Source organism: Bradyrhizobium sp. TM102, from assembly GCF_009176685.1.
In the GTDB taxonomy this organism is placed as follows: domain Bacteria; phylum Pseudomonadota; class Alphaproteobacteria; order Rhizobiales; family Xanthobacteraceae; genus Bradyrhizobium; species Bradyrhizobium ottawaense.
Genome location: NZ_AP021855.1, coordinates 987,752 through 1,008,433 on the forward strand (window position 1 = coordinate 987,752; position 20,682 = coordinate 1,008,433).

Sequence of the window (20,682 nt, forward strand, 5' to 3'; positions counted from 1 at the left end):
GCGGCATCGGACCGGCGGCTGGTGCGTGGGGTCATGATCGTGCAGTATGGCGCGGGACAGGGGCATCGTGAATTTCATGACACCTCCACAACTGCCTGATGTCGTTGAGCCCGCCCGACTGACGGCGGCACTGCGCAGGGGCGGCGTGCTCGACGCCGGCGCGGTCCGCGAGGTGAAGGTGCTGCATCAGCGTGACACCGTCGTGTCACATATCGTGCGTCTCGGCCTGCGCTATGTCGGCGAATCCGGCGGCGCGCCGCAGACACTGATCCTGAAGACGCCGCATGCCGATTTTGCCAAGACGCTCGCGCATGGTGGCCGGCACGAAGTGGCCTTCTATGCGAAACTTGCACCGAATATGCCGCCGGGGCTGGTGCCGCGTTGCTTTGACGGACAGTTCGATGAGGAAAATGTCAGTTGGCATCTGCTGCTCGAGGATCTCACCGATAGCCATGATGTCGCGGCCCAGTGGCCCCTGCCGCCGTCTCGCGAACAGGCGCTGGCGATCGTCACGACGCTCGCGAGCTGGCACGCGGCATGGTGGGACCACCCAAGTCTCGGCGACACCGTCGGCAGTTGGATGAGCGCCGATGATACGTCAAGGTTGATGGAGACCTTTGCTGGCCACTATGATCGTTTTGCCGATCTTCTCGGCGACCGCCTGAGCGAAGAACGACGCATCCTCTATCGACGGTTCATTGAGCAGTCGGATCGTTTGCTTGAGCGCTATCATTCCCATCGACATCTCTCTATTGCCCACGGCGATGCCCATACTTGGAATTTCCTCCTGCCGCGCGCGGACATCGCCGACACCGTGCGCATTTTCGACTTCGACCAGTGGCGCATCAACGTGCCGACCCACGATCTCGCCTACATGATGGCGACGCAATGGTATCCGGAGCGCAGGCAGACGCTCGAGCGCCTGCTGCTCAACTGTTATCATGAGACCCTGATCTCGCACGGCGTCAGCGGCTACACGCGCGGCGCACTTGACCAGGACTATCGCCGATCGGTGCTCTGGCACATCACCAAGCCGGTCTGGCAATGGAGCATCAACCTTCCGCCGCTGATCTGGTGGAACAATCTGGAGCGGATATTTGCGGCCGTGGATGATCTGGGCTGCGAGGAGTTGTTGTAGGGGTCGCGCCGCATATTCAGTGTCGTCCCCGCGAACGCAGGGACCCATAATCACAGGGAGTAGTTTGGCGCGAGACTGGTAATTCAGAGTCTTCGCCAAACTACTCCCTGTGATTATGGATCCCGGATCTGCGCTCCGCTTCGCTGCGCTTGTCCGGGATGACAGTGGAGATTGGTGATCGACCGCGTCCTACTCCATCACCGCATGTTCCGGTCCCGCCGCCTGCTTGCGCAGCGTGGCCTTGGTCGAGCCGATCAGCAAGGCGAGCGGGATGGTGCAGAGGATGAAGAACATCACCAGCTGATAGTCGTAGGCGAAGGCGATGATCTGCGCCTGCACGCCGACCATCCTGTCGGCCATGGCGCGGCCGGCGTCGGTGGACAGGTTGATCATGCCGCTGACGCTGGGCATCTGGAGCGCGTGGTTGAACGGGTTGATGTGCTCGGACAGGATCGCATAGGTCCGCCGCGTCCCCTGCGTCAATTGGGCGATGACGACGGAAATGCCGACCGAGCTCGCGACGTTGCGCATCAGGGTCAGCATCGCGGTGCCGTCAGTGCGCAGATCGTTCGACAGCGTCAGGAACGCCACGGTCGAGAGCGGCACGAAGACGAGGCCGAAGCCGAAGCCCTGGACGACGCTGACGGTGACGATCTCCGGCACCTGGGTCAAATCGGTCCAGCCGGTCATCTGGAACAGCGAGCCCGCGGTCAGCGTCAGGCCGGCGATGATCAGCGTGCGCGCCTCGAAATAGCGCATCATGCGGCCGACCAGCATCATCGCGAAGAAGGTGCCGAAGCCGCGGCTCGCCAGCAAGAGGCCGGCGGTGATGATGGGATAGCCGATCACGTTCTGCATATAGGGTGAAGCCAGCGCCATGGTCGAGAACAGCACGAGCCCCATCACGATCATGAACACGCAACCGGTGACGAAGTTGCGATCCCGAAACAGCGCGAACCGGATGAACGGCGTTGAGGTCGTGAAGGAGTGCGCGAGGAAGAAATAGAAGGCGACGGCCGAAACGATGAACTCCGCGAGGATCTCATTGGATTCCAGCCAGCCCAGCTGCTCGCCGCGGTCGAGCGCGAGCTGAAGCGAGCCGATCGCGACCGCCAGCGCGGCGAAGCCGAACCAGTCGAATCTGAGGCTGAGATTCTTGTCCGTCTCGTCCATGAAGACGATCAGCCCGAGCACGGTGATGAAGCCGAACGGCAGGTTGACGAAGAACACCCAGTGCCAGGAATAAGTCTCGGTCAGCCAGGCGCCGAGTGATGGACCCATGATCGGACCCATCATCACGCCCATGCCCCAGATCGACATCGCCTTGGCGCGTTCCTGGAGCGTGTAATAGTCGAGCATCACCGATTGCGACAGCGGCACCAGGGCGGCGCCGAACACACCTTGCAGCAGGCGGAACAGCACCATCTGGTTGATGTCCTGGGCGAGGCCGCACAGCACCGAGGCCATGGTGAAGCCGGCCGAGCAGATGATGAAGATGCGCTTGCGGCCGAAGCGGTTGGCGATCCAGCCGACCGGCGCCGTCATGATCGCAGCGGCGACGATGTAGGAGGTCAGCACCCAGTTGATCTGGTCCTGCGAGGCCGACAGCGTGCCCTGCATGTAGGGCAGGGCGACGTTGGCGATGGTGGTGTCCAGCGCCTGCATGATGGTCGCGGTCATGGCGCAGATCGTCACCATGTTCCGGCGCAGGCCGGGGACCATCAGGCTGGCATTGGGACCGGACATCGGATCAGTCCTTGCGTTCAGTCTTTATCCTGGCTCGCTGTCGCCGACAGGCCGAGCAGGCCGGCGAGCGAGCGCTGATGGCCGGTGTCGATGGTGGCGTAGACGCTCATGCCGGCCTTCAGCTTCCGCACATATTTGTCGGTCTCGTCGAAATAGATGCGGATCGGCACGCGCTGCACCACCTTGACGAAATTGCCGGTAGCGTTCTGCGGCGGCAGGATCGCGAATTGCGCGCCGGTGCCGGGCGAAAGCGAGCCGATCTTGCCCTTGAAGACGTGGTTCGGGAACGCGTCGACCTCGAGCGTGACGGGCTGTCCTTCGGTGACGTGGGTGAGGTCGCTCTCCTTCGGATTGGCGTCGACCCAGGGGTGGGCGACGTCGATGATGGAAAACACCGGCGTGCCGGCGGCGACATAGCGGCCGAGCTGGATTTGCTCCACCTGCGTCGCCACGCCGTCCATCGGCGCGCGCAGCACGGTGTGGTCGAGGTTCCGCTGGGCATCGTCTAGCTTGGCCTTCGCCTGGGCGTAGGATGGGAATTGCTCCAGCGGCAATTCGGGGTCGCCGAGCAGCTGCGTCTTGGCGTTGGAGAGCTGTTGCTTGATGTATTGCGCCTGCGCGCCGGCGGTGACCAGCGCATTCGAGGCATTGTCGAGATCGAGCTGCGAGCCGTAATTGTTCTTCACCAGCGCCTGCTTGCGCTCGACGTCGCGCTGCTTCAAATCGATGCCTTGCTGGGCAAGGCCCAGCATGTCGCCATAGATCTTGATGTTGGCGACGAGGTTGTCGTAAGTCGTGCGGGCCTGCGCGAGCTGCGCCTTGGCTTCGTCCACCGCGTGGCGAAACGGAGCGGGGTCGATCTCGAACAGCTCGTCGCCCTGCTTGACGGACTGGCCTTCCTTCACGACGACCTTCTGGATCTTGCCGGAGATGTCGGGCGTCACCAGCACCTTCTGCGCGCCGACATAGGCATCGTCGGTGCCGACATAGCGGCCGCCATGCAGGTAGAAAGTGATGCCGCCGATGGCGGCGATGACAGGCAGCACGACCAGGAGCAGGAAGCGGCGGTAACGCCGCAGGCCGGCTACCAGGCGGCGGCGCGGATCGGTGCCGGCCTTCTTGGTGGGCTTGCCGCCGTCGGTCTTCTGCTCGGGCTGGAACTTGAGGACTTGGTCAGCCATAGCGCTGCTCCTTACGCGCCTGTTCCGCGCCGCTGGTCTGGATCGCGGTACGCACGTTTTCCTTGATGGTTTCGAGCTGAGCCAGGAGGCGATGGGCGTCCGCCGGCGTGATGCCGTCGAGCGCGTTGGCGGTGAGCTCGGACTTCAGCCCGCCCATCCGGCCCAGCAATTGCCGGCCGGCCTTCCTCAGATACAGGCGCTTGACGCGGCGGTCCGAAGCGTCGCTGCGGCGCTCGATCCAATCATTGTCGCAGAGCTTGTCGATCAGGCGGGTCAGCGTGATCGGCTGCATCTCGAGCAGCTCCGCGAGTTCCGACTGCTTCATGCCCTCGCTGCGCTCGACCTTGGCCAGCACCGCCCATTGCGCCCGGGTGATGCCGAACCGCGATGCCTCCTTGTCGGCATAAACGCGCAAGAGGCGATAGAGCTCACCGAGCGTGAACAGGAAGTTCTGGTCGACGGACCCGCGGGTCATAAGCTTGGTCTCCAATAAGCTTGGGATATAATAAGCAAGCTTATGATTATTCCATGGCGGATTATCAGGATGCTGTCCCGCAGCGCGAGCATGGCTGGCAGCCGGTCGCAGGGTCGTGCTTTGGGTTCCCGGGCTCAAATGCTAGAACGTGGCCGCATGACCCTCGCAAAGCCGGCATTTCCCGCGCCTGACCACGATCACGGCCGCTGCACCGCGGATGCGCTGGCGCATGCCGAGGAGGTCTGCAAGCAGCGCGCTCAGAAATTAACGCCGATACGCCGTCAGGTGCTGGGGGCCTTGCTCTCCAGCCACCGCCCGCTCGGCGCCTATGAGGTGATCGACGAGCTTGCCAAATCGATGTCGCGGCCGGCGCCGATCACGGTCTATCGCGCGCTCGATTTCCTGATGGCCAACGGCCTCGTGCACCGCATTGAAAGCCGCAATGCCTACCTTGCCTGTGCCGCCCACGACCACGACGCGACCTCGGCGGTGGCGTTCCTGATCTGCGAGCGCTGCGGCCTGGTCGGCGAGATCCCGTCGGCGTCCTTCGCCGGGGACCTCAATGCCGCGGCGCGCAGCTCGGGCTTTGCGCCTAAATTGTCCGTGGTGGAGATCACGGGCGTCTGCACCCATTGTCAGAAAGCTGCATAGAGCAACAACGGCGCAAAGCCGGTAATCGGGAAGAGATGTCCTCGCCACAAGCCAACTATTCCGCCGCACGTCCCCTCAGTGCCGGCGCCATCGCCCTGATGCTCATGCTGTGCCTGACCTGGGGGTTCAACCAGATCGCGGTGAAGCTGGTGCTGCCTGACATTCCGCCGATGCTGCAGGCCACGATCCGCTCGGCGGGCGCGCTGCCGGTGCTGTTCCTCATCGGCACGCTTCGCGGCGTCAAATTCTTCGAGAATGATGGCACGTGGAAGCCGGGCCTGATTGCCGGGCTGATGTTCGGCATCGAATTCGTGCTGATCTTCCAGGGGCTGCGCCTCACCTCGGCCTCGCGCGCAGTGGTTTTCCTCTACACCGCGCCGTTCTTCGTTGCGCTCGGCTCCTACCAGGTGCTTGGCGAGCGGCTCGGCGCCTCGCAATGGCTGGGCCTCGCCATCAGCTTTGCCGGCGTCGCCCTCGCGATTGGCGTGCCGCAGCACAATGTCGATTCGCATGTCCTGCTCGGCGACCTTATGATCGTCGGTGGCGCCGCGCTGTGGGCGGCGACGACACTGGTCGCCAAGGGCACAAGGTTGCGGTTCGCCGCGCCCGAGAAGGCGCTGGGTTATCAGGTGGCGATCTCGATCCCGATCCTGGGACTGGCGGCATGGCTGTTCGGCGAGACCATCACGCATACCCCGGCGCCGCTGTCGCTCGGCCTGATGGCCTTTCAGGCGATCTGGGTGGTTGGAACCACGTTCACGCTTTGGTTCGCGCTGGTGAAGGCCTATTCGGCCAGCAAATTGTCGGCTTTTACCTTCATCACCCCTTTGTTTGGCGTCGTCGGTAGCTATTTCATCATGCACGACACGCTAAGCTTGGCGTTCGGGGCGGCTGCCGTCCTTGTAATTGCTGGGCTTTTTCTGGTTAACCGTCCCAGCCAAGGCGCTGCGGCGCCGCGCGATGCATTGCTGAACGTCACCAAAACCTGATATTTGGACCCCATGAACAAGCCCGAAACCACCATCGATTCCGACATCGCGGGGCCAGCGCCGCGCCATCACACCACCCAGGTCAAGGTCGGCGACGTCGCCGTCGGCGGCGGTGCGCCGATCGTCGTGCAGTCGATGACCAACACCGACACCGCCGACATCGACGGTACCATTGCCCAGGTCGCGGCGCTCGCGCGCGCCGGCTCCGAAATGGTCCGCATCACCGTGGACCGGGAGGAAGCCGCGGCCGCCGTGCCGCACATTCGCGACGGCCTCGCCAAGCGCGGCATCACCACGCCGTTGATCGGCGACTTCCACTATATCGGCCACAAGCTGCTCGCGGCCTATCCGGCCTGCGCCGAGGCGCTCGCCAAGTACCGCATCAATCCCGGCAATGTCGGCTTCAAGGACAAGCGCGACACCCAGTTCGCCGACATCATCGAGATCGCCAACAAGAACAGCAAGCCGGTGCGCATCGGCGCCAATTGGGGCTCGCTCGATCAGGAGCTGCTGACCAAGCTGATGGACGAGAACGCCGCCTCGGCCAATCCGCGCGACGTGCGCGCGGTGACGCGCGAAGCCATGGTGCAGTCCGCGCTGCTCTCGGCCGCGCGCGCCGAAGAGCTCGGCATGCCCAAGAACCGCATCATCCTCTCCGCAAAGGTCTCGGCGGTGCAGGATCTGATCGCGGTCTATCAGGACCTCGCCAGCCGCTCCGATTATGCCATCCATCTCGGCCTCACCGAAGCCGGCATGGGCTCGAAGGGCATCGTGGCGTCCTCGGCCGCGCTCGGCATCCTCTTGCAGCAGGGCATCGGCGACACCATCCGCATCTCGCTGACGCCGGAGCCCGGCGGCGATCGCACCCGCGAGGTGCAGGTCGGCCAGGAGCTGCTGCAGACCATGGGCTTCCGCACCTTCGTGCCGCTGGTCGCGGCGTGCCCCGGCTGCGGCCGCACCACCTCGACCACGTTCCAGGAACTGGCGCGCTCGATCCAGGATTTCATCCGCGACGAGATGCCGACCTGGAAGACGAAATATCCCGGCGTCGAAGAACTCAACGTCGCGGTGATGGGCTGCATCGTCAACGGCCCCGGCGAATCCAAGCACGCCAATATCGGCATCTCGCTGCCGGGCACCGGCGAAGCGCCCGCCGCGCCGGTTTTCGTCGACGGCAAGAAGTTCCGCACCCTGCGCGGGCCGACCATCTCCGCCGACTTCAAGGCGCTGGTCATCGACTACATCGAGCAGCGTTACGGCCAGGGCGCCAAGGTGCCGGTGACCGCGGCGGAGTGATTTCACTCCGCTAGCGCTCCACACTCCGCTGTCGTCCCTGCGAAAGCAGGGACCCATAACCACAGAGAGTGGTTTGGCGAAGACTCGGAGTTACCAATTTCGCGTCAACCCCCCCTGTGGCTATGGGTCCCGGATCTGCGCTTGCGCTTGTCCGGGACGACGAACTGAGTGTGCGGTGCAGATTGCACATCCCTCACCGCGCGCTACGATGGCTCCCAATCAAGAATGATCGGGAGACACGCCATGAGCTCACTCGCCGGCAAGCAGGGCCCGCGCTATCGCCACACGGCCGATGACGGCGCGCCCTATGAGACCATCGCGGTCGAAAAGCTCACCCCCATCATCGGCGCGGAAATATCGGGCGTGGACATCGGCAGGCTCGTCTCCGACGACGCGCGCTCCAACCAGCAGATGGACGAGATCCACCGCGCGCTCGCCGAAAACCTCGTCATCTTCTTCCGTGACCAGCAAATCACGCCGAAGCAGCATCTCGCCTTCGGCCGCAAGTTCGGCGAGCTGCATTTCCATCCCGCCGCGCCGCATGAGGACGAAGACCCGGCGCTGATGAAGATCTACGCCGACAAGAACTCGCCGCGCGCCAACGGCGAGGGCTGGCACTCCGACGTGTCCTGCGATCTCGAACCGCCGATGGGCTCGATCCTCTACATCAAGCAGTGCCCGCCGCGCGGCGGCGACACTTTGTTCGCCAACATGTACGCCGCCTATGAGGCGCTGTCCGACCGCATGAAGGCCTATCTCGATGGCCTCACCGCGCTGCATGACGGCGAGCCGATCTATCGCGGGCTCTATGCGAACTATGGCGTCGCCGACCGTCCGTCCTATCCGAGCGCCGAGCATCCCATTGTGCGGACGCATCCCGTCACGGCCAAGAAGGCGCTTTACGTCAACCGCGGCTTCACCCGCCACATCAACGGTATCCCGCGCGACGAGAGCGACGCGATGCTCGCCTATCTCTATCAGCACGCCGAGAACCCGCTGTTCCAGTGCCGCTTCCGCTGGACCGAGAACGCCATCGCCTTCTGGGACAACCGCTGCACCCAGCACCGCGCGATGTGGGACTATTGGCCCCACACGCGCTCGGGTACGCGGGTGACGGTGAAGGGGGAGCGGCCGGTTTAAGGAGACGGTGCCGTAGGGTGGGCAAAGCGAAGCGTGCCCACCACCTCGCCGCACACGCGACAGGATGGTGGGCACGGCGCGCGAAGAGCGCACCTTTGCCCACCCTACGAGAGCCCGTTCTTGCGTTGACGTCCTCCCGTGTCCGCGCCAATCTTCCTAAAAAACAAATCGGGAGGATCTTCCATGCTTCGCGCAGAGGACAATAAATTCCTGACCGAGGCCGGCCCCGGAACGGGCATGGGCGAATTGCTGCGCCGCTTCTGGATTCCCGTCTTGCTTTCAGAAGAGCTTCCCGAGTCCGATGGCGAGCCGAAGAAGATCGTCGTCCTCGGCGAGGAACTGCTCGCCTTCCGCGACACGCGCGGCGTCGTCGGTGTCATCGACCAATATTGCCCGCATCGCGGCGCCAATCTCTGGCTCGGGCGCAACGAAGAGTGCGGCATCCGCTGCGTCTATCACGGCTGGAAATTCGACACCGACGGCCGCTGCCTGGACATGCCGACCTCCTACCCCGACCTCAACGCCAAGGACCTGATCCGCATCAAATCCTATCCGGTGCGTGAATGGGGCGAGATGGTCTGGGCCTATATGGGGCCGCTCGAGGCCACACCCGAATTGCCTGATCTCGAAATGGCGCTGCTGCCGGCCTCGCACCGCTACGTCAGCAAGAAATGGCAGGACTGCAACTGGGTGCAGGCGCTGGAAGGCTCGATCGACACCGCGCATTTCACCTTTGCCCATCTCTCCTTCGACAAGGAGGAGAACGAGATCCTGGACATCAAGAAGCACTTTGTGAATCCGATCGCGCGAATGGCGAGCGATCACATGCGCTGGATCGCGGAAGACCCGCGTCCGGTGATCAAGATCAGCCCGCACGAGGCCGGACTGACCATTGCCGGTGGCCGGCTCACCGGCGGCGACAGCATCTACTGGCGCATCGCGCAATTCCTGATGCCGTTCCACGCCTACGCGCCGAGCGCGATGCCGGGCGAGAGCATTTTTGGCCAGACCTTCGTGCCTGTCACCGACACCAATTGCTGGATCTACACCTATGCCTGGAATCCGGAGCGCCCCATGACGCAAGCAGAGCGCGACGCCTACGACCGCGGCAACGGCGTGATCGCGGAGGTCGACGACAATTACGTGCCGCTGCGCCATAAGGGGAACGACTATCTGATCGACCGCAAGCTCCAGAAGACCCGGAGCTACACCGGCATCAAGGGTGTCTCCGAGCAGGACGCTGCCGTGCAGGACAGCCAAGGGCCGATCGCCGACCGCACCCGCGAGCATCTCGGGCCGACCGATCTCGGCATCATGCATTTTCGCAAGACCGTGATGGATCTGGCGCGGGCGCTGCAGCAGGGCGAGGCCCCGCCGCAGGCGGCGCATCAGGATCGCTATGCGGTGCGCTCGGGCGCCTGCGTCACCAGCAAGTCGAAGGATCTGCCCGCGGTCATGCTCGAACGATTCGGCGATGTCGCGGGCTTCGTCGGCCGGCCACGCATCGCGGCAGCGGAGTAGGATTTGTCGTCAGGGCGGGACATCGTCGCAATTCTCCTGGTGTCGCTGGTCGCGCTATTGCTTCCATCGATCGATGCGGGTCTGGCCGCCCCGGCCCGAAAGGTCGCGAAAGCGAGGCCCAGGCCTTCGCCCGCGCCAGCCAAATGTGAGATGCCGAAATTCCGGATCGTCGTGGATGTCGGGCATACGCCGGACTCCTACGGCGCACTGAGCGCGCGCAACGATCCGGAGTTCGGCTTCAACTTCCGTCTCGCAAGACTCATCACGGCGAAACTCAAGTCCGAAGGCTTTGCCGCAACACGCCTGCTCGTCACGGACGGCAAGGCTCGGCCCAGCCTGTTCAAACGTGTCGGCAGCGCCAATCGGTCGCGCGCCGATCTCTTCCTGTCGATCCATCACGATTCGGTGCCGGACAAGCTGCTCGAGACCTGGGAATTCGATGGCGCGAAGAGCTATTTCAGCGATCGCTTTTCGGGCCACTCGCTGTTCGTGTCGCAGCAGAATTCGCACTTCGCCACCAGCCTGGTGCTGGCCCGGATGATCGGCAGACAGTTGAAGGAGCAAGGCCTGCACTATGCCAGCCAATACACTTTGCCGCTGATGGGCCGTTACCGGCGCCAGTTGCTCGACAAGGATTTCGGCGTCTACCGCTATGACGGGCTCGTCGTCCTCTCGCGGACCAGCAGTGCCGCAGTGCTGCTCGAGGCCGGCTCCATCATCAACCGCGACGAGGAAATGGCGATGAACGCACCCGAGCGGCATGAGACGATTGCGGCGGCCGTGGCGTCGGCCATAGTGGAGTTTTGCGCGAGGCGGTAGTTGCTCCCGCCGTCATTGCGAGCGCAGCGAAGCAATCCAGAGTCTTTCCGTGGAGGCAGTCTGGATTGCTTCGTCGCAACGGCTCCTCGCAATGACTGGCCGCGCCTACAGCGGCGTCCGCCGATACTCCCGGTTCGCCAGGCTGGCTTCCTCCAGATCCAGATCGCGCTCGATCCGCCGCCGCGTCTCGTCGGTGATCTGGCCGTCGCGCAGGAGATCGTGGATGAATTTTCGTTCGGCGGCGATCAGGTCGCGGGTCAGCGCGGTGCCGGCGGCGGAGACGTCGTGGTGGGTGGGATCGAGTGAATCAGGCAACTGGTTGACACGGATGTCGTGGCGGGCGCGCAGCAGCCGCATGACCTCGTCGGAAACGTCCTTCTGCTCGGTCAGCGCGTCGAGCGATTTCAGTGCTGCATCCAGCGCCTGGCGGCGCGCGGCGATCTCGGCCTCGTGCTCGGCGGCATGCTCGTTACGGCCGGCCTCGGCGACGCCGAGCCACCGCACTACTGGTGGCAGCGTCAGCCCGACGCCGATCAGTGTGACGAAGATGACGCCGAAGGCCACGAACAGGATCAGGTCGCGATACGGAAATGCATCGCCATCAGGCAGCGTGAACGGCAGTGCCAGCGCGGCCGCCAGCGACACCGCGCCGCGCACGCCGGTGAAGGCGAGCACGAACGGCCATTGCCAGGGCGGCGACGGATCGCGCTCGCGCAACGATCTGCTGAGCATCCGCGGCAGATAGGTTGCGGGATAGAGCCAGGCGAAGCGCGCGACCACGACGATCACCAGGACCACGGCGGTTGCGATCAGGATGTCGTCGAGCGGGAACGCCTTCGATTTCTCGTAGAGCGCGCGCATCTGGAATCCGGTGAGCAGGAACAGCACGCCCTCGATCAGGTAGATCACGAGGTCCCAGAAGAAGATGCCCTGCAGGCGCGTTGCCGACGAGATCAGCAGCGGGCCGTTCCAGCTCACATAGAGGCCGCAGGCCACCGTCGCGATCACCCCGGAGCCGCCGATATGCTCGGGCAGCCAGTACGACACGTAGGGGGTGATCAGCGACAGAGTCAGCTCGACCTGCGGATCCCCGGACCATTTGCGGAAGCGAAGGGAGAGCCAGCCGACGCCGATGCCGAAGGCGATCTCGCTGGCGACGATGAGGAGGAATTCGCCGGCGGCGAGCGGCAGCGAGAAATGCCCGACCATGATGGCGGCCAGCGCGAAGCGGTAGAGGATCAGCGCTGTGGCATCATTGGCAAGCCCCTCACCCTCGAGGATGACCAGGAGCCGCCGCGGCATGTTGAGCCGGCGCGCGATCGCGAGCGGCGCCACCACGTCGGGCGGCGCGACGATGGCGCCGAGCAGGAAGCCGATGGTCCAGGGCAGGCCGATCATATAGTGCGTGGCGGCCGCCACCATCGCTGCGGTGAAGATCACGGCTCCGACCGCGAGCAGCACGATGGGACGCAAATTGTTCTTGAACTCACGCCAACTCATGGCAACGCTCGCCGAGTAGATCAGCGGCGGCAGCACCATCAGCAGCACCAATTCCGGCGGCAATTCCACCGGGGGCATGCCCGGCACGAAGGCGAGGCCGACGCCGGCCAGCATCAGCAGGATGGCGGGGGCGACGTTGAAGCGGCGTGCGGCCAGCGCCACGCCTGCCAGTACGGCGAGCAGGATGAGAAAGGTCTGAAACTTCGCTTCCATGATGGTCTGTCTTGACCCGGAAGCGGCTGCAACGTCAATGCGCGTGGCTTACGCCGAGCCGCTCGGCCACCATCCGCCCGATGCGTGCAAAGGCGGCTTCGATCTGCGCCGCATTCGGTGTGCCGCCCTGGGTATAGGCCGCGATCAGGATCGGCGTCCCGGGCTTATTGTCGAACTTGGGCCAGACCACCGCGATATCGCCCGAGGCGTCCTTGCCGTTGTTGCCGGTCTTGTCGCCGATGGTCCAGCCCGCGGGCAGGCCGCCGCGCAACCGGTTCGCGCCGGTCTTGCAGTTCACCATCCAGTCGGTGAGCAGGGCACGCGAGGCCGGCGACAGCGCCTCGCCCACCACCAGGCGCCGCAAATTTCCCGCCATCGCTGCCGGCGTCGTGGTGTCGTGGGGATCGCCCGGCGGCGAGCGGTTGAGCTCGGGTTCGTTGTGGTCGAGCCGGGAGGTGGTATCGCCGAGCGATCGCCAGAAGGCGGTGAGGGTGGCGGGGCCGCCGATCCGCGCCAGCAGCAGATTTGCGCAGGTATTGTCGCTGAGCTCGACGATCGCCTTGCACATGTCGCTGACCGACATCGCGCCGGCCGCAAGATTCTGTTTGGCGGCCGGCGCGTAGTCCAAGAGGTCAGGCTTGCCGTAAGCGATCATGGCCGCAAGCTGCTCCTCGCCGCGGTCGACCCGGGCCAGCACGCAAGCCGCAAGCGAGGCCTTGAAGGTCGAGCACATGACGAAGCGCTCGTCGGCGCGCCATGCGAGTTTTTTTCCGGTCGCAAGGTTCTCTGCATAGACCCCGATCCGTCCACCGCTGTCGCGCTCATAGGTTTCGAGCTCAGGCAGGGCCTCAGCGGCCAACGCGGGAGAGGCGGCGATCCAGCACAGCGAGGCGAGCAGGGAACGACGATCGAGATGCATGGGGAGCTTTCGGGAGAAGAGATGGAAGAGATTACGCACGCTTCATCCGCGCCGTCATTGCAAGCGCAGCGAAGCAATCCAGAATCCCTCCGCGGAGAGATTCTGGATTGCTTCGTCGCAAGAGCTCCTCGCAATGACGCGGCGAGAGTTATGCTTGCAATGATGCAGAATGGAGGGCGAGCGCGTCCGAATTCAGGCAGCGGAACGTCAGGCCCTCCTCATTCCCTCAGGTCATACCGATACGACTTCGACACGATCTGCCAGCCGTCGGCGAGCTTCATCGCCACCAGATAATCGGTGAAGAAGCGCGGAGGCAGCTGGCAACGGACCTTGATGAAGGCGGTCTTGTCGTCCGAACGGTCGATCGTGACGATGAAATCCTCGCGCGGCTTGCCTTCGGCCTTGGCGGAGGCGCGCTTGCGGACGCGGTCGAGCCAGTCGGGCACGGTCAGGACCTGAAGCTCGCCCTTCTCGACCCAGCGCAAGTCAGCGGAGGGATGGAAAATGGTGCCGAGCTTCTCGGCGTCACCCTCGTAAAGCCCGTCGAAATAGGATTGCACGACGGCTTCGATACTCGAACGGTTCTGGCTCATGGGTCATCCTTTTGCATGATGGCTTGGGCGGAACTTAGTCGTACACTTCGAAATGCGCTATGGGTGTCTCTCGCTAATCGCGCGAGGGTGTTGGAATGACCGGATCAGAAACTTCGAACGCTCGTATGCTGATCGGCGAATGCTACTGCCGCGCCGTGCGCTTTGAGGTGGCCGATGCGTTCTCCTATGCGATGAACTGCCACTGCTCGAACTGCCGTCGCACCACCGGCTCCGCCTTCAAGCCGTTCGCCGGCATCGCGCAGGACAAGCTCCGCATTGTCCGGGGAGGGGATCAGCGGATGATTTTCGGCGACGACACTACCCATGACGCCCATTGTGGGCGATGCGGCTCGCTGCTTTATTCCCGGGTACGGGAAGGACAATGGGTCCATGTCGCCATGGGAACCCTCGTTGATGCCCCCTCGATCCGGCCAAGCGCCCACATTTTCGTAGCCTCCAAGGCGCCTTGGCACGAGATTACGGACAATCTGCCGCAATATCGGGGGCATATTGGCGATGGCTAGGGGAGTTCGGTCTGCCCGCCGGTTTGGCAGCGAACCCCGACCGCGCTGGCGCGACAAACAAAGGGGGTCCTTGGGGCTGTCGCCGGCCCGGCCTTGGTGACCTCCATCACAAGCGCCGGCACCGGATCCTGCTAAAGCGGTCCCAAGGGGGACCGAAACGTCCCGAACTTCGGAAGTCGTGTCATGCGCAACCTGCTCAGACTCTGCCCGCTTCTCCTCGCCGCCGTGCTGCTGTCCGGCACGGCCCCCGCTTTTGCCGGCAATCGCGTCGCGCTGGTGATTGCCAATTCGGCCTATCAGCACGCGCCGTCGCTCACCAATCCCGTCAATGACGGTGCGGTGATGGCGAAGACGCTGAAGGAGGCCGGTTTCAACAGCGTCGATTTCCGGCACGATCTATCGGCCCTCGATACGCGGCGCGTGCTGCGCGATTTTGCCGATGCGACCCGCAATGCCGACATCGCCGTGGTTTACTATGCCGGCCACGGCATCGAGGTCGAGGGCTCGAATTATCTGATCCCCGTCGACGCCAAGCTCGAGCGCGACACCGACGTCTACGACGAGGCGCTCTCGCTCGACCGCGTCCTGGTCGCCGTCGAACCGGCAAAACAGCTTCGGCTGGTGATCCTGGATGCCTGCCGCGACAATCCGTTCGGCAAGACCATGAAGCGCACGGTGGCCGCGCGCGGTATCGGCCGGGGGCTTGCCCAGGTCGAGCCGACCAGCCCCAACACGCTGATCGCCTATTCGGCGAAGGCCGGCTTCACCGCCCAGGACGGCGACGGGGCCAACAGTCCCTTTACGGTCGCGCTGTCGAAGCATCTGACGACGCCGGGCCTCGACGTCCGCCGCGCCTTCGGCTTCGTGCGCGACGACGTGCTCAAGTCGACCGGTAACAAACAGGAGCCGTTCGTCTACGGCTCGCTCGGTGGTGAGGACGTGCCGCTGGTTCCGGTCAAGGTGACGGCCGCAGCAACAGTTGCGCCTGCACCGAACCCGCAGGCCGACATCCGCCGCGATTACGAGCTCGCGCTCCAGGTCGGTAACAAGGCGGCGTGGGCCGCCTTCCTCGCCCAGCATCCCGATGGCTTCTATGCCAGCCTCGCCAAGCTTCAGGTCGAGAAGATTGGTGCCGAGCAGGCCCATGCGGCTGCCACCGAGAAGGCGAAACAGGCCGAGGCGGAACGTGATCGTCTCGCCGCGCTTGGCGCGCAGAAGGATGCACAGGCCAAGGCCGCGGCCGATGCGAAGGCCGCCGAGCAGGCGCAGCTCGCCGCGCAGAAGGCCAAGGAGCAGGCGCAGCAGCAGGCAGCTGCCGCCGAGCAGCAGCGCGTCAATCTCGCCGCTGCGGCCCCGAGCGCGGCGCCGGCCAGCACGGCGAGCCCCGCCGGCACCAACGTTGCCTCCCTGACACCGGCGACCGCGCCGGCCGATCTCAGCCGTTCGGTGCAGACCGAGCTCGGCCGCGTCGGCTGCTTCTCGGGCACTGCCGACGGCAATTGGAGCACGTCCTCGCAGCGCTCGCTGTCGCAGTTCAACCGCTATGCCGGCACCAAGCTCGACGTGAAGGTGGCGAGCACGGATGCACTGGATGCGGTCAAGGCCAAGCCGTCACGCGTCTGCCCGGTGGTCTGCGACCACGGCTTCAAGGCCGATGGCGACAAGTGCACGAAGATCGTCTGCCGTGAGGGCTATGCGGTCAACGACGACAATGAGTGCGAGAAGAAGCGCGCCGCCAAGCCGGCCAAGCCTGCAACGGCGAAGCGCGACGACGGTGATGAACGTCCCGCCCGGCAGCGTCCTCAGGCCGGCGGCGCGGCGGGCGGCTATGGTGCCGCGGCCGGCATTGCTGCCGCTGCCGGCGCCGGTCGCGCCGCAGGTGGCGGGCAAGTCATCTGCAATAGCACCGGCTGCCGTCCGGTCAGCCGCGGTTGCCACCTCGAATATCGCGGCGGCGGCGGTCCCGGCAACGATGCCAATGCCGAAGTGTGTCGTTAGGGTGTGCATGATCCAGATCGTCGTCCCGAAAGGCCGGGACGACGTCAGGTCGCAATCGCGCTCGCCGCGATGTTGACCGTCAGTGCCAGCAAGGCCGTGTTGTAGATGAACGACACGATCCCGTGCGCCGCGGCCGTGCGGCGGATCGTCTTGTCGGTGATGCCAACGTCGGAGACCTGCGCGGTCATGCCGATCACGAACGAGAAATAGACGAAGTCCCAGTAGTCGGCGTGGTCTTCCTTGTCGCCGCTCGGAAACTGAAGGCCGCCCGGCTTGGCGTTCCGATAATAATCATGCGCGTAATGCAGCGCGAAGGTCGTGTGCACGGCGGCCCATGACAGCGCGATGGTGCTGATGGCGATGGTCAGCTCCAATACGCCCCGATGCGATGTGCCGAGCTCCGAGACGATCGCGGCGATGCTGGCGAAGGCGCCGATCGCCGTCACCAGCAGGATCACGAAACGGCCGTCGTCCTGCATCGCGGCGGCGCGCCGGATGTGCTGGTGGTCGTTGCAAAGCATCATTGCGTAGACCAGCACGAGATAGACCGCGATCAGCGCATCCCAGCCGAACAGGAGCCGTGTCACCAGCCGGTGTGAGCCCGGCAAGAGCAGACAGACCAGGACGCCAGCCGCGAGCGCGATGAATGTCCGCGGCCGCGCATAGAGCAGCCGCATCGGCCGCGACATCTGGCGGAAGCGGGCGAGGACGGGGTCTTCTTTGCCCTCGGCCGCCATCGATGCGTGTCAGCTCTTCCGCTCGGCGACGAAGCGCGCAGCGGCCTGCAGCACGGCGGCGCGATCGCCGAAGATCGAGACCGCGCTGTCGGCCCGCGCGAGCAGGTCGCGCACGCGCTGCTTGGCGCCTTCGATGCCGAGCTGGGTGACGAAGGTGGTCTTGCCGAGTGCGGCGTCGGCGCCGGCCGGCTTGCCGAGGGCCGCCGCATCGCCTTCGACGTCGAGCAGATCGTCGGCGATCTGGAAGGCTTCGCCGAGCGCGCGGCCGTAATCGTCGAGCGCCTGATATTCTTTCTGCGAGGCCTGGCCGAGGATCGCGCCGGCGATGCAGCCGTAACGCAAGAGCGCGCCGGTCTTCATCTGCTGAATGCGGGCGACATCGATCGGCTCGTTGCCGCCAAAGCGGCCTTCGCCGGCGAGGTCGAGGATCTGGCCGCCGACCATGCCGCCGATGCCGGCGCAGCGCGCCAGCGCGCGCGTCAGCAGCAGCCGCACGTTGGCGTCGCGATGGATCTCGTCGCGGGTGACGATGTCAAAGGCGAGCGTCAACAGACCGTCGCCGGCGAGGATCGCGGTCGCATCATCGGTCTTCTTGTGCAGGGTCGGGCGGCCGCGGCGCAGGTCGGAATTGTCCATCGCCGGCAGATCGTCGTGGATCAGCGAATAGCAGTGGATGCATTCGAGCGCGGCGCCGACGAGCAACGCGGCTTCACGGGGAATACCGAACACAGCCGCGCTCTCGACCACCAGGAACGGGCGCAGACGCTTGCCGCCGTTCAGGCTCGAATAGCGCATTGCGTCCATCAGTCGCTTGGGCCGGGCGATCTCATCGTGCAGGATGTCGTCCGACAACAGGCGCCCGAGCAGGGCCTGGGTGTCATCAGCGGTCTTGTCCAGACGCTTGGCGAAATCGGACGGGGACGTGCCGGTCATCAAGAAGGGCTCCAGAACTAAAATTCGGCGGGACAATCCTTTATGCGCCCGCCCCAGTCAATCGTTTGGAAGGCCTAAAAAGTGCTGGAAAAGGCCCGGATTATCACAGACTTAATGGGGAGAGCCGTGGCCGCGTTTCGTTCCGTGCCGGAAAGGTCGATTTGCGCATCGTCAAAATCCTGCTGGTAGCGCTCGCGGTCGTCATTCTCGCGCCCTATGTGATCGCGCCGTTCTACCGCACCGGCCATCCGGTTTCGACGCTGATGGCGTGGCGCTCGCTTCGCGGCGCGCCGATGCAGCGGGAATGGATCGATCTGGCGGCGATGTCGCCCTCGCTGCCGCGATCGGTGGTTGCAGCCGAGGATGCCCATTTCTGCAAGCATCACGGCATCGATTGGGGCGCGCTGCGCGAGGCAATCGACGACGCGCAGGAGGATGGTACGCCGTTCCGGGGCGCCTCCACGATCACCCAGCAGGTCGCGAAGAATTTGTTCCTCTGGCAGGGCCGGGATTTCGTCCGCAAGGCGCTCGAATTCCCGCTGGCGCTCTGGATCGATCTCGTCCTGCCCAAGCCGCGGATCCTGGAGATTTACCTCAACATCGCCGAACTCGGCCCGCAGGGCCAGTTCGGGGTGGGGGCGGCCAGCGCCTATGCCTTCGGCAAATCGGCGGCCGGCCTCTCCCCCCGCGAGGCGGCCCTTCTGGCCTCGATCCTGCCGAATCCGGTCAAACGCAGCGCTAAAACCCCCGGTCCGGGCGTCCGGCGGCTGGCCGGGACCTATGTGGCAAGGGCGCAGGCCTCTTCGCTTGCGACCTGCTGGCGGGAAAATCGTTGATTTTGGGCCCTTTCCGGGCGTATTTTCCGGCCCAAGAGCCTAGCTTTGCGGCCAGCCTTCCTCTATAAGCGCGGCCTTGATCGGCATTCAGCTCGCCTCGGATTGCGGGTGCTGAGCCGTCCCTCGCGGACGATGCCCTGATAACACCAATCCCTAGAGGATATTGAAATGGCCGTTCCGAGAAGAAAAACCTCGCCGTCGCGCCGTGGCATGCGCCGCTCGGCAGACGCCATCAAGAAGCCGACCTATGTGGAAGACAAGGACTCCGGCGAGCTGCGTCGTCCGCATCATCTCGACCTCAAGACCGGCATGTACAAGGGCCGTCAGGTCCTGAAGAAGAAAGAGTCCTGAGTTAAGGACCTTTCTCCAGGCAGGATAATTGGGCCTGCCTGATTTCGGCCAACCCATGAGCTATGACAGTGGCGGCGGCGGAGCTAATGCTTCGCCGCCGCATTGTCCTGTCTGGATATCTTGATCGAGAAGGCATTTCGCCGATGGTCGGTTTCCCGCTGCTTCTGATTCCGCTCGCGGTCTACAACATCATCGCCTTCCTGATGCCGACCGTGTCCTTCACGGATGTGCTGTTCAAGGTGCCGATGGTGTCAGGCGAGACCTGGCCGGTCACGCTCGCCGACGTGATGCTGGCGCTCGGTATCGTGCTGCTGCTGCTCGAAGTTATTAAGGGCGCGCGGCCCGGCTCGAAATTCCTGATGGATCATCTGCTGTCACTGATCCTGTTCGGTGCGGCCGCTGCCGAATTCGTGATGTGGCCCAAATTCGGCAACTCGACCTATTTCCTGCTGGTGCTGCTCGCGATGGCCGATTTCCTCGGCGGCATTGCCCAGCGCACGCGCCGCCGCGTCACCTATGTCGCCGAGACAACGGTGCCGGCGCCACGCAAGGCCAAGCGCCAGGTGGAAGCTCCGGCGGGGGATGCCGCGGCCGAGCCCAAGTTCGAGCCGGTGACCGCGCCGATCGCAGCACCGGCGGCACCGCCCGCGCCCTCGGCACAGTCGGTCGCCGAATCCGTGTTGATGGATCCTCCCGCACCGAAGCCGGTGCAGAGCACGCCATCGCCGGAAGTCCCCTCGCCGCATTTGCAGCCGGGCGACGGCACGTCTCCGTCCCCCGACACGCCGCCGCGCTGATCGATCTCAAGCCACCTGCCGCGTGCGCGCGCTGACGCTTTGCAGCGGGCGCTTGCTGCCATAGGCCGTCTGCGCATCTTCGGAAGAGGCGCGGCGCAGCCTGCTTGCCTGGGGCAGATGTTCGGCATTGGCGATCAGCTGGGCGACGAAGCTCGGATCGGGACGCGGCAACGGCGTCTTGTGGACCCATTGCAAAACCGGCAGTAGCGGCACCAGGGCCGTGCCCGTGCCGTTATCCGCCGCGTCCGTTCGATCGGTACTCAACATCGCTATCACCGTTGATCCGGCAGAGCCTGTCGCGTTTCGGGACGCTGGCGCCGGGTGC

Annotated in this window: 21 protein-coding genes; 12 read left to right on the forward strand and 9 right to left on the reverse strand. The window is 64.5% G+C overall.

Features of this window, described 5'->3' with window-relative positions; translation table 11 throughout:
* Positions 1-46 precede the first annotated feature (46 nt).
* Complete coding sequence (locus tag GDN70_RS04630; protein WP_152102205.1) at positions 47-1,138, forward strand: phosphotransferase; 1,092 nt, start codon at positions 47-49, stop codon at positions 1,136-1,138.
* Positions 1,139-1,327: 189 nt separating this feature from the next.
* Here GDN70_RS04630 and GDN70_RS04635 read toward each other — a convergent pair whose 3' ends face one another.
* Genes GDN70_RS04635 through GDN70_RS04645 form a run of 3 tightly spaced genes read right to left on the reverse strand, consistent with a single transcriptional unit; the run spans position 1,328 to position 4,540 of the window.
* Positions 1,328-2,884, reverse strand: coding sequence for an MDR family MFS transporter (locus GDN70_RS04635; RefSeq protein ID WP_152102206.1), 1,557 nt, complete (start codon positions 2,882-2,884; stop codon positions 1,328-1,330).
* A 17-nt stretch (positions 2,885-2,901) separates the two neighbouring features.
* Positions 2,902-4,065 carry an HlyD family secretion protein gene (locus GDN70_RS04640; RefSeq protein ID WP_152102207.1) on the reverse strand — a complete coding sequence of 388 codons (1,164 nt, stop codon included), beginning with the start codon at positions 4,063-4,065 and terminating at the stop codon, positions 2,902-2,904.
* The gene (locus tag GDN70_RS04645) at positions 4,058-4,540 is read right to left on the reverse strand and encodes a MarR family winged helix-turn-helix transcriptional regulator (protein WP_095424928.1); all 483 of its coding nucleotides are present in this window, start codon (positions 4,538-4,540) and stop codon (positions 4,058-4,060) included. Before GDN70_RS04645 ends, GDN70_RS04640 begins: the two co-directional genes overlap by 8 nt.
* Positions 4,541-4,696: 156 nt before the next feature.
* On the opposite strand from GDN70_RS04645, the gene GDN70_RS04650 reads away from it, so the two are divergent.
* The 6 genes from GDN70_RS04650 to GDN70_RS04675 all read left to right on the forward strand — a co-directional run bounded on the left by GDN70_RS04650 (position 4,697) and on the right by GDN70_RS04675 (position 10,956).
* A complete protein-coding gene (locus GDN70_RS04650; protein ID WP_028139629.1) occupies positions 4,697-5,191 on the forward strand; it encodes a Fur family transcriptional regulator in 495 nt (164 codons plus the stop codon).
* 35 nt (positions 5,192-5,226) lie between these two features.
* Complete coding sequence (locus tag GDN70_RS04655; protein WP_152102208.1) at positions 5,227-6,180, forward strand: DMT family transporter; 954 nt, start codon at positions 5,227-5,229, stop codon at positions 6,178-6,180.
* Positions 6,181-6,192: 12 nt separating this feature from the next.
* Complete coding sequence (gene ispG, locus GDN70_RS04660) at positions 6,193-7,476, forward strand: flavodoxin-dependent (E)-4-hydroxy-3-methylbut-2-enyl-diphosphate synthase (RefSeq protein ID WP_028139631.1); 1,284 nt, start codon at positions 6,193-6,195, stop codon at positions 7,474-7,476.
* Between the two features lie 243 nt (positions 7,477-7,719).
* Positions 7,720-8,616, forward strand: a complete 897-nt coding sequence (locus GDN70_RS04665) for a TauD/TfdA family dioxygenase (protein ID WP_152102209.1) — start codon at positions 7,720-7,722, stop codon at positions 8,614-8,616.
* A gap of 183 nt (positions 8,617-8,799) precedes the next feature.
* Positions 8,800-10,137, forward strand: coding sequence for a Rieske 2Fe-2S domain-containing protein (locus GDN70_RS04670; RefSeq protein ID WP_152102210.1), 1,338 nt, complete (start codon positions 8,800-8,802; stop codon positions 10,135-10,137).
* Between the two features lie 3 nt (positions 10,138-10,140).
* Entirely contained in the window at positions 10,141-10,956 is an 816-nt protein-coding gene (locus GDN70_RS04675) for an N-acetylmuramoyl-L-alanine amidase (protein ID WP_173015751.1), read from the forward strand.
* Between the two features lie 105 nt (positions 10,957-11,061).
* On the opposite strand, the gene GDN70_RS04680 is transcribed toward GDN70_RS04675, so the two are convergent.
* The 3 genes from GDN70_RS04680 to GDN70_RS04695 form a co-directional block, all read right to left on the reverse strand.
* Positions 11,062-12,669: a Na+/H+ antiporter gene (locus GDN70_RS04680; RefSeq protein WP_028139634.1), complete on the reverse strand. Its 1,608-nt coding sequence runs from the start codon at positions 12,667-12,669 to the stop codon at positions 11,062-11,064.
* A 34-nt stretch (positions 12,670-12,703) separates the two neighbouring features.
* Positions 12,704-13,588 (reverse strand): class A beta-lactamase, encoded by an 885-nt coding sequence (gene bla / locus GDN70_RS04685; protein WP_038949503.1) that lies wholly within the window; start codon positions 13,586-13,588, stop codon positions 12,704-12,706.
* Between the two features lie 218 nt (positions 13,589-13,806).
* Positions 13,807-14,181 (reverse strand): nuclear transport factor 2 family protein, encoded by a 375-nt coding sequence (locus tag GDN70_RS04695; protein ID WP_038949504.1) that lies wholly within the window; start codon positions 14,179-14,181, stop codon positions 13,807-13,809.
* 95 nt (positions 14,182-14,276) lie between these two features.
* Here GDN70_RS04695 and GDN70_RS04700 point away from each other — a divergent pair, with 95 nt between their 5' ends.
* The gene (locus GDN70_RS04700) at positions 14,277-14,705 is read left to right on the forward strand and encodes a GFA family protein (protein ID WP_038949505.1); all 429 of its coding nucleotides are present in this window, start codon (positions 14,277-14,279) and stop codon (positions 14,703-14,705) included.
* A gap of 183 nt (positions 14,706-14,888) precedes the next feature.
* Positions 14,889-16,703, forward strand: a complete 1,815-nt coding sequence (locus GDN70_RS04705; protein WP_152102211.1) for a caspase family protein — start codon at positions 14,889-14,891, stop codon at positions 16,701-16,703.
* A gap of 44 nt (positions 16,704-16,747) precedes the next feature.
* Here the strand turns inward: GDN70_RS04705 and GDN70_RS04710 are convergent, their stop codons facing one another.
* Both GDN70_RS04710 and GDN70_RS04715 read right to left on the reverse strand, forming a co-directional pair.
* Positions 16,748-17,440, reverse strand: a complete 693-nt coding sequence (locus GDN70_RS04710) for a DUF1345 domain-containing protein (protein ID WP_038949507.1) — start codon at positions 17,438-17,440, stop codon at positions 16,748-16,750.
* A gap of 9 nt (positions 17,441-17,449) precedes the next feature.
* Positions 17,450-18,373: a polyprenyl synthetase family protein gene (locus GDN70_RS04715; protein WP_152102212.1), complete on the reverse strand. Its 924-nt coding sequence runs from the start codon at positions 18,371-18,373 to the stop codon at positions 17,450-17,452.
* A gap of 161 nt (positions 18,374-18,534) precedes the next feature.
* Here GDN70_RS04715 and mtgA point away from each other — a divergent pair, with 161 nt between their 5' ends.
* From mtgA to GDN70_RS04730, 3 genes are all read left to right on the forward strand, one after another.
* The gene (gene mtgA, locus GDN70_RS04720) at positions 18,535-19,209 is read left to right on the forward strand and encodes a monofunctional biosynthetic peptidoglycan transglycosylase (RefSeq protein WP_152102213.1); all 675 of its coding nucleotides are present in this window, start codon (positions 18,535-18,537) and stop codon (positions 19,207-19,209) included.
* Between the two features lie 168 nt (positions 19,210-19,377).
* Positions 19,378-19,560, forward strand: a complete 183-nt coding sequence (gene rpmF / locus GDN70_RS04725; protein WP_007598106.1) for a 50S ribosomal protein L32 — start codon at positions 19,378-19,380, stop codon at positions 19,558-19,560.
* A 143-nt stretch (positions 19,561-19,703) separates the two neighbouring features.
* Positions 19,704-20,357 carry a hypothetical protein gene (locus tag GDN70_RS04730; RefSeq protein WP_173015752.1) on the forward strand — a complete coding sequence of 218 codons (654 nt, stop codon included), beginning with the start codon at positions 19,704-19,706 and terminating at the stop codon, positions 20,355-20,357.
* Positions 20,358-20,363: 6 nt separating this feature from the next.
* Here the strand turns inward: GDN70_RS04730 and GDN70_RS04735 are convergent, their stop codons facing one another.
* On the reverse strand, positions 20,364-20,624 hold the full coding sequence (locus tag GDN70_RS04735; RefSeq protein ID WP_028139643.1) for a hypothetical protein: 261 nt from the start codon (positions 20,622-20,624) through the stop codon (positions 20,364-20,366).
* Positions 20,625-20,682 lie beyond the last annotated feature (58 nt).

What these genes read in the sequence shown, in the direction of transcription:
- GDN70_RS04630 (WP_152102205.1), top strand. Translation starts at nt 47, where the DNA reads ATGGCGCGGGACAGGGGCATCGTGAATTTCATGACACCTCCACAACTG.
- GDN70_RS04635 (WP_152102206.1), bottom strand. Translation starts at nt 2,884, where the DNA reads ATGTCCGGTCCCAATGCCAGCCTGATGGTCCCCGGCCTGCGCCGGAAC.
- GDN70_RS04640 (WP_152102207.1), bottom strand. Translation starts at nt 4,065, where the DNA reads ATGGCTGACCAAGTCCTCAAGTTCCAGCCCGAGCAGAAGACCGACGGC.
- GDN70_RS04645 (WP_095424928.1), bottom strand. Translation starts at nt 4,540, where the DNA reads ATGACCCGCGGGTCCGTCGACCAGAACTTCCTGTTCACGCTCGGTGAG.
- GDN70_RS04650 (WP_028139629.1), top strand. Translation starts at nt 4,697, where the DNA reads ATGACCCTCGCAAAGCCGGCATTTCCCGCGCCTGACCACGATCACGGC.
- GDN70_RS04655 (WP_152102208.1), top strand. Translation starts at nt 5,227, where the DNA reads ATGTCCTCGCCACAAGCCAACTATTCCGCCGCACGTCCCCTCAGTGCC.
- ispG (WP_028139631.1), top strand. Translation starts at nt 6,193, where the DNA reads ATGAACAAGCCCGAAACCACCATCGATTCCGACATCGCGGGGCCAGCG.
- GDN70_RS04665 (WP_152102209.1), top strand. Translation starts at nt 7,720, where the DNA reads ATGAGCTCACTCGCCGGCAAGCAGGGCCCGCGCTATCGCCACACGGCC.
- GDN70_RS04670 (WP_152102210.1), top strand. Translation starts at nt 8,800, where the DNA reads ATGCTTCGCGCAGAGGACAATAAATTCCTGACCGAGGCCGGCCCCGGA.
- GDN70_RS04680 (WP_028139634.1), bottom strand. Translation starts at nt 12,669, where the DNA reads ATGGAAGCGAAGTTTCAGACCTTTCTCATCCTGCTCGCCGTACTGGCA.
- bla (WP_038949503.1), bottom strand. Translation starts at nt 13,588, where the DNA reads ATGCATCTCGATCGTCGTTCCCTGCTCGCCTCGCTGTGCTGGATCGCC.
- GDN70_RS04695 (WP_038949504.1), bottom strand. Translation starts at nt 14,181, where the DNA reads ATGAGCCAGAACCGTTCGAGTATCGAAGCCGTCGTGCAATCCTATTTC.
- GDN70_RS04700 (WP_038949505.1), top strand. Translation starts at nt 14,277, where the DNA reads ATGACCGGATCAGAAACTTCGAACGCTCGTATGCTGATCGGCGAATGC.
- GDN70_RS04705 (WP_152102211.1), top strand. Translation starts at nt 14,889, where the DNA reads ATGCGCAACCTGCTCAGACTCTGCCCGCTTCTCCTCGCCGCCGTGCTG.
- GDN70_RS04710 (WP_038949507.1), bottom strand. Translation starts at nt 17,440, where the DNA reads ATGGCGGCCGAGGGCAAAGAAGACCCCGTCCTCGCCCGCTTCCGCCAG.
- GDN70_RS04715 (WP_152102212.1), bottom strand. Translation starts at nt 18,373, where the DNA reads ATGACCGGCACGTCCCCGTCCGATTTCGCCAAGCGTCTGGACAAGACC.
- rpmF (WP_007598106.1), top strand. Translation starts at nt 19,378, where the DNA reads ATGGCCGTTCCGAGAAGAAAAACCTCGCCGTCGCGCCGTGGCATGCGC.
- GDN70_RS04730 (WP_173015752.1), top strand. Translation starts at nt 19,704, where the DNA reads ATGGTCGGTTTCCCGCTGCTTCTGATTCCGCTCGCGGTCTACAACATC.
- GDN70_RS04735 (WP_028139643.1), bottom strand. Translation starts at nt 20,624, where the DNA reads ATGTTGAGTACCGATCGAACGGACGCGGCGGATAACGGCACGGGCACG.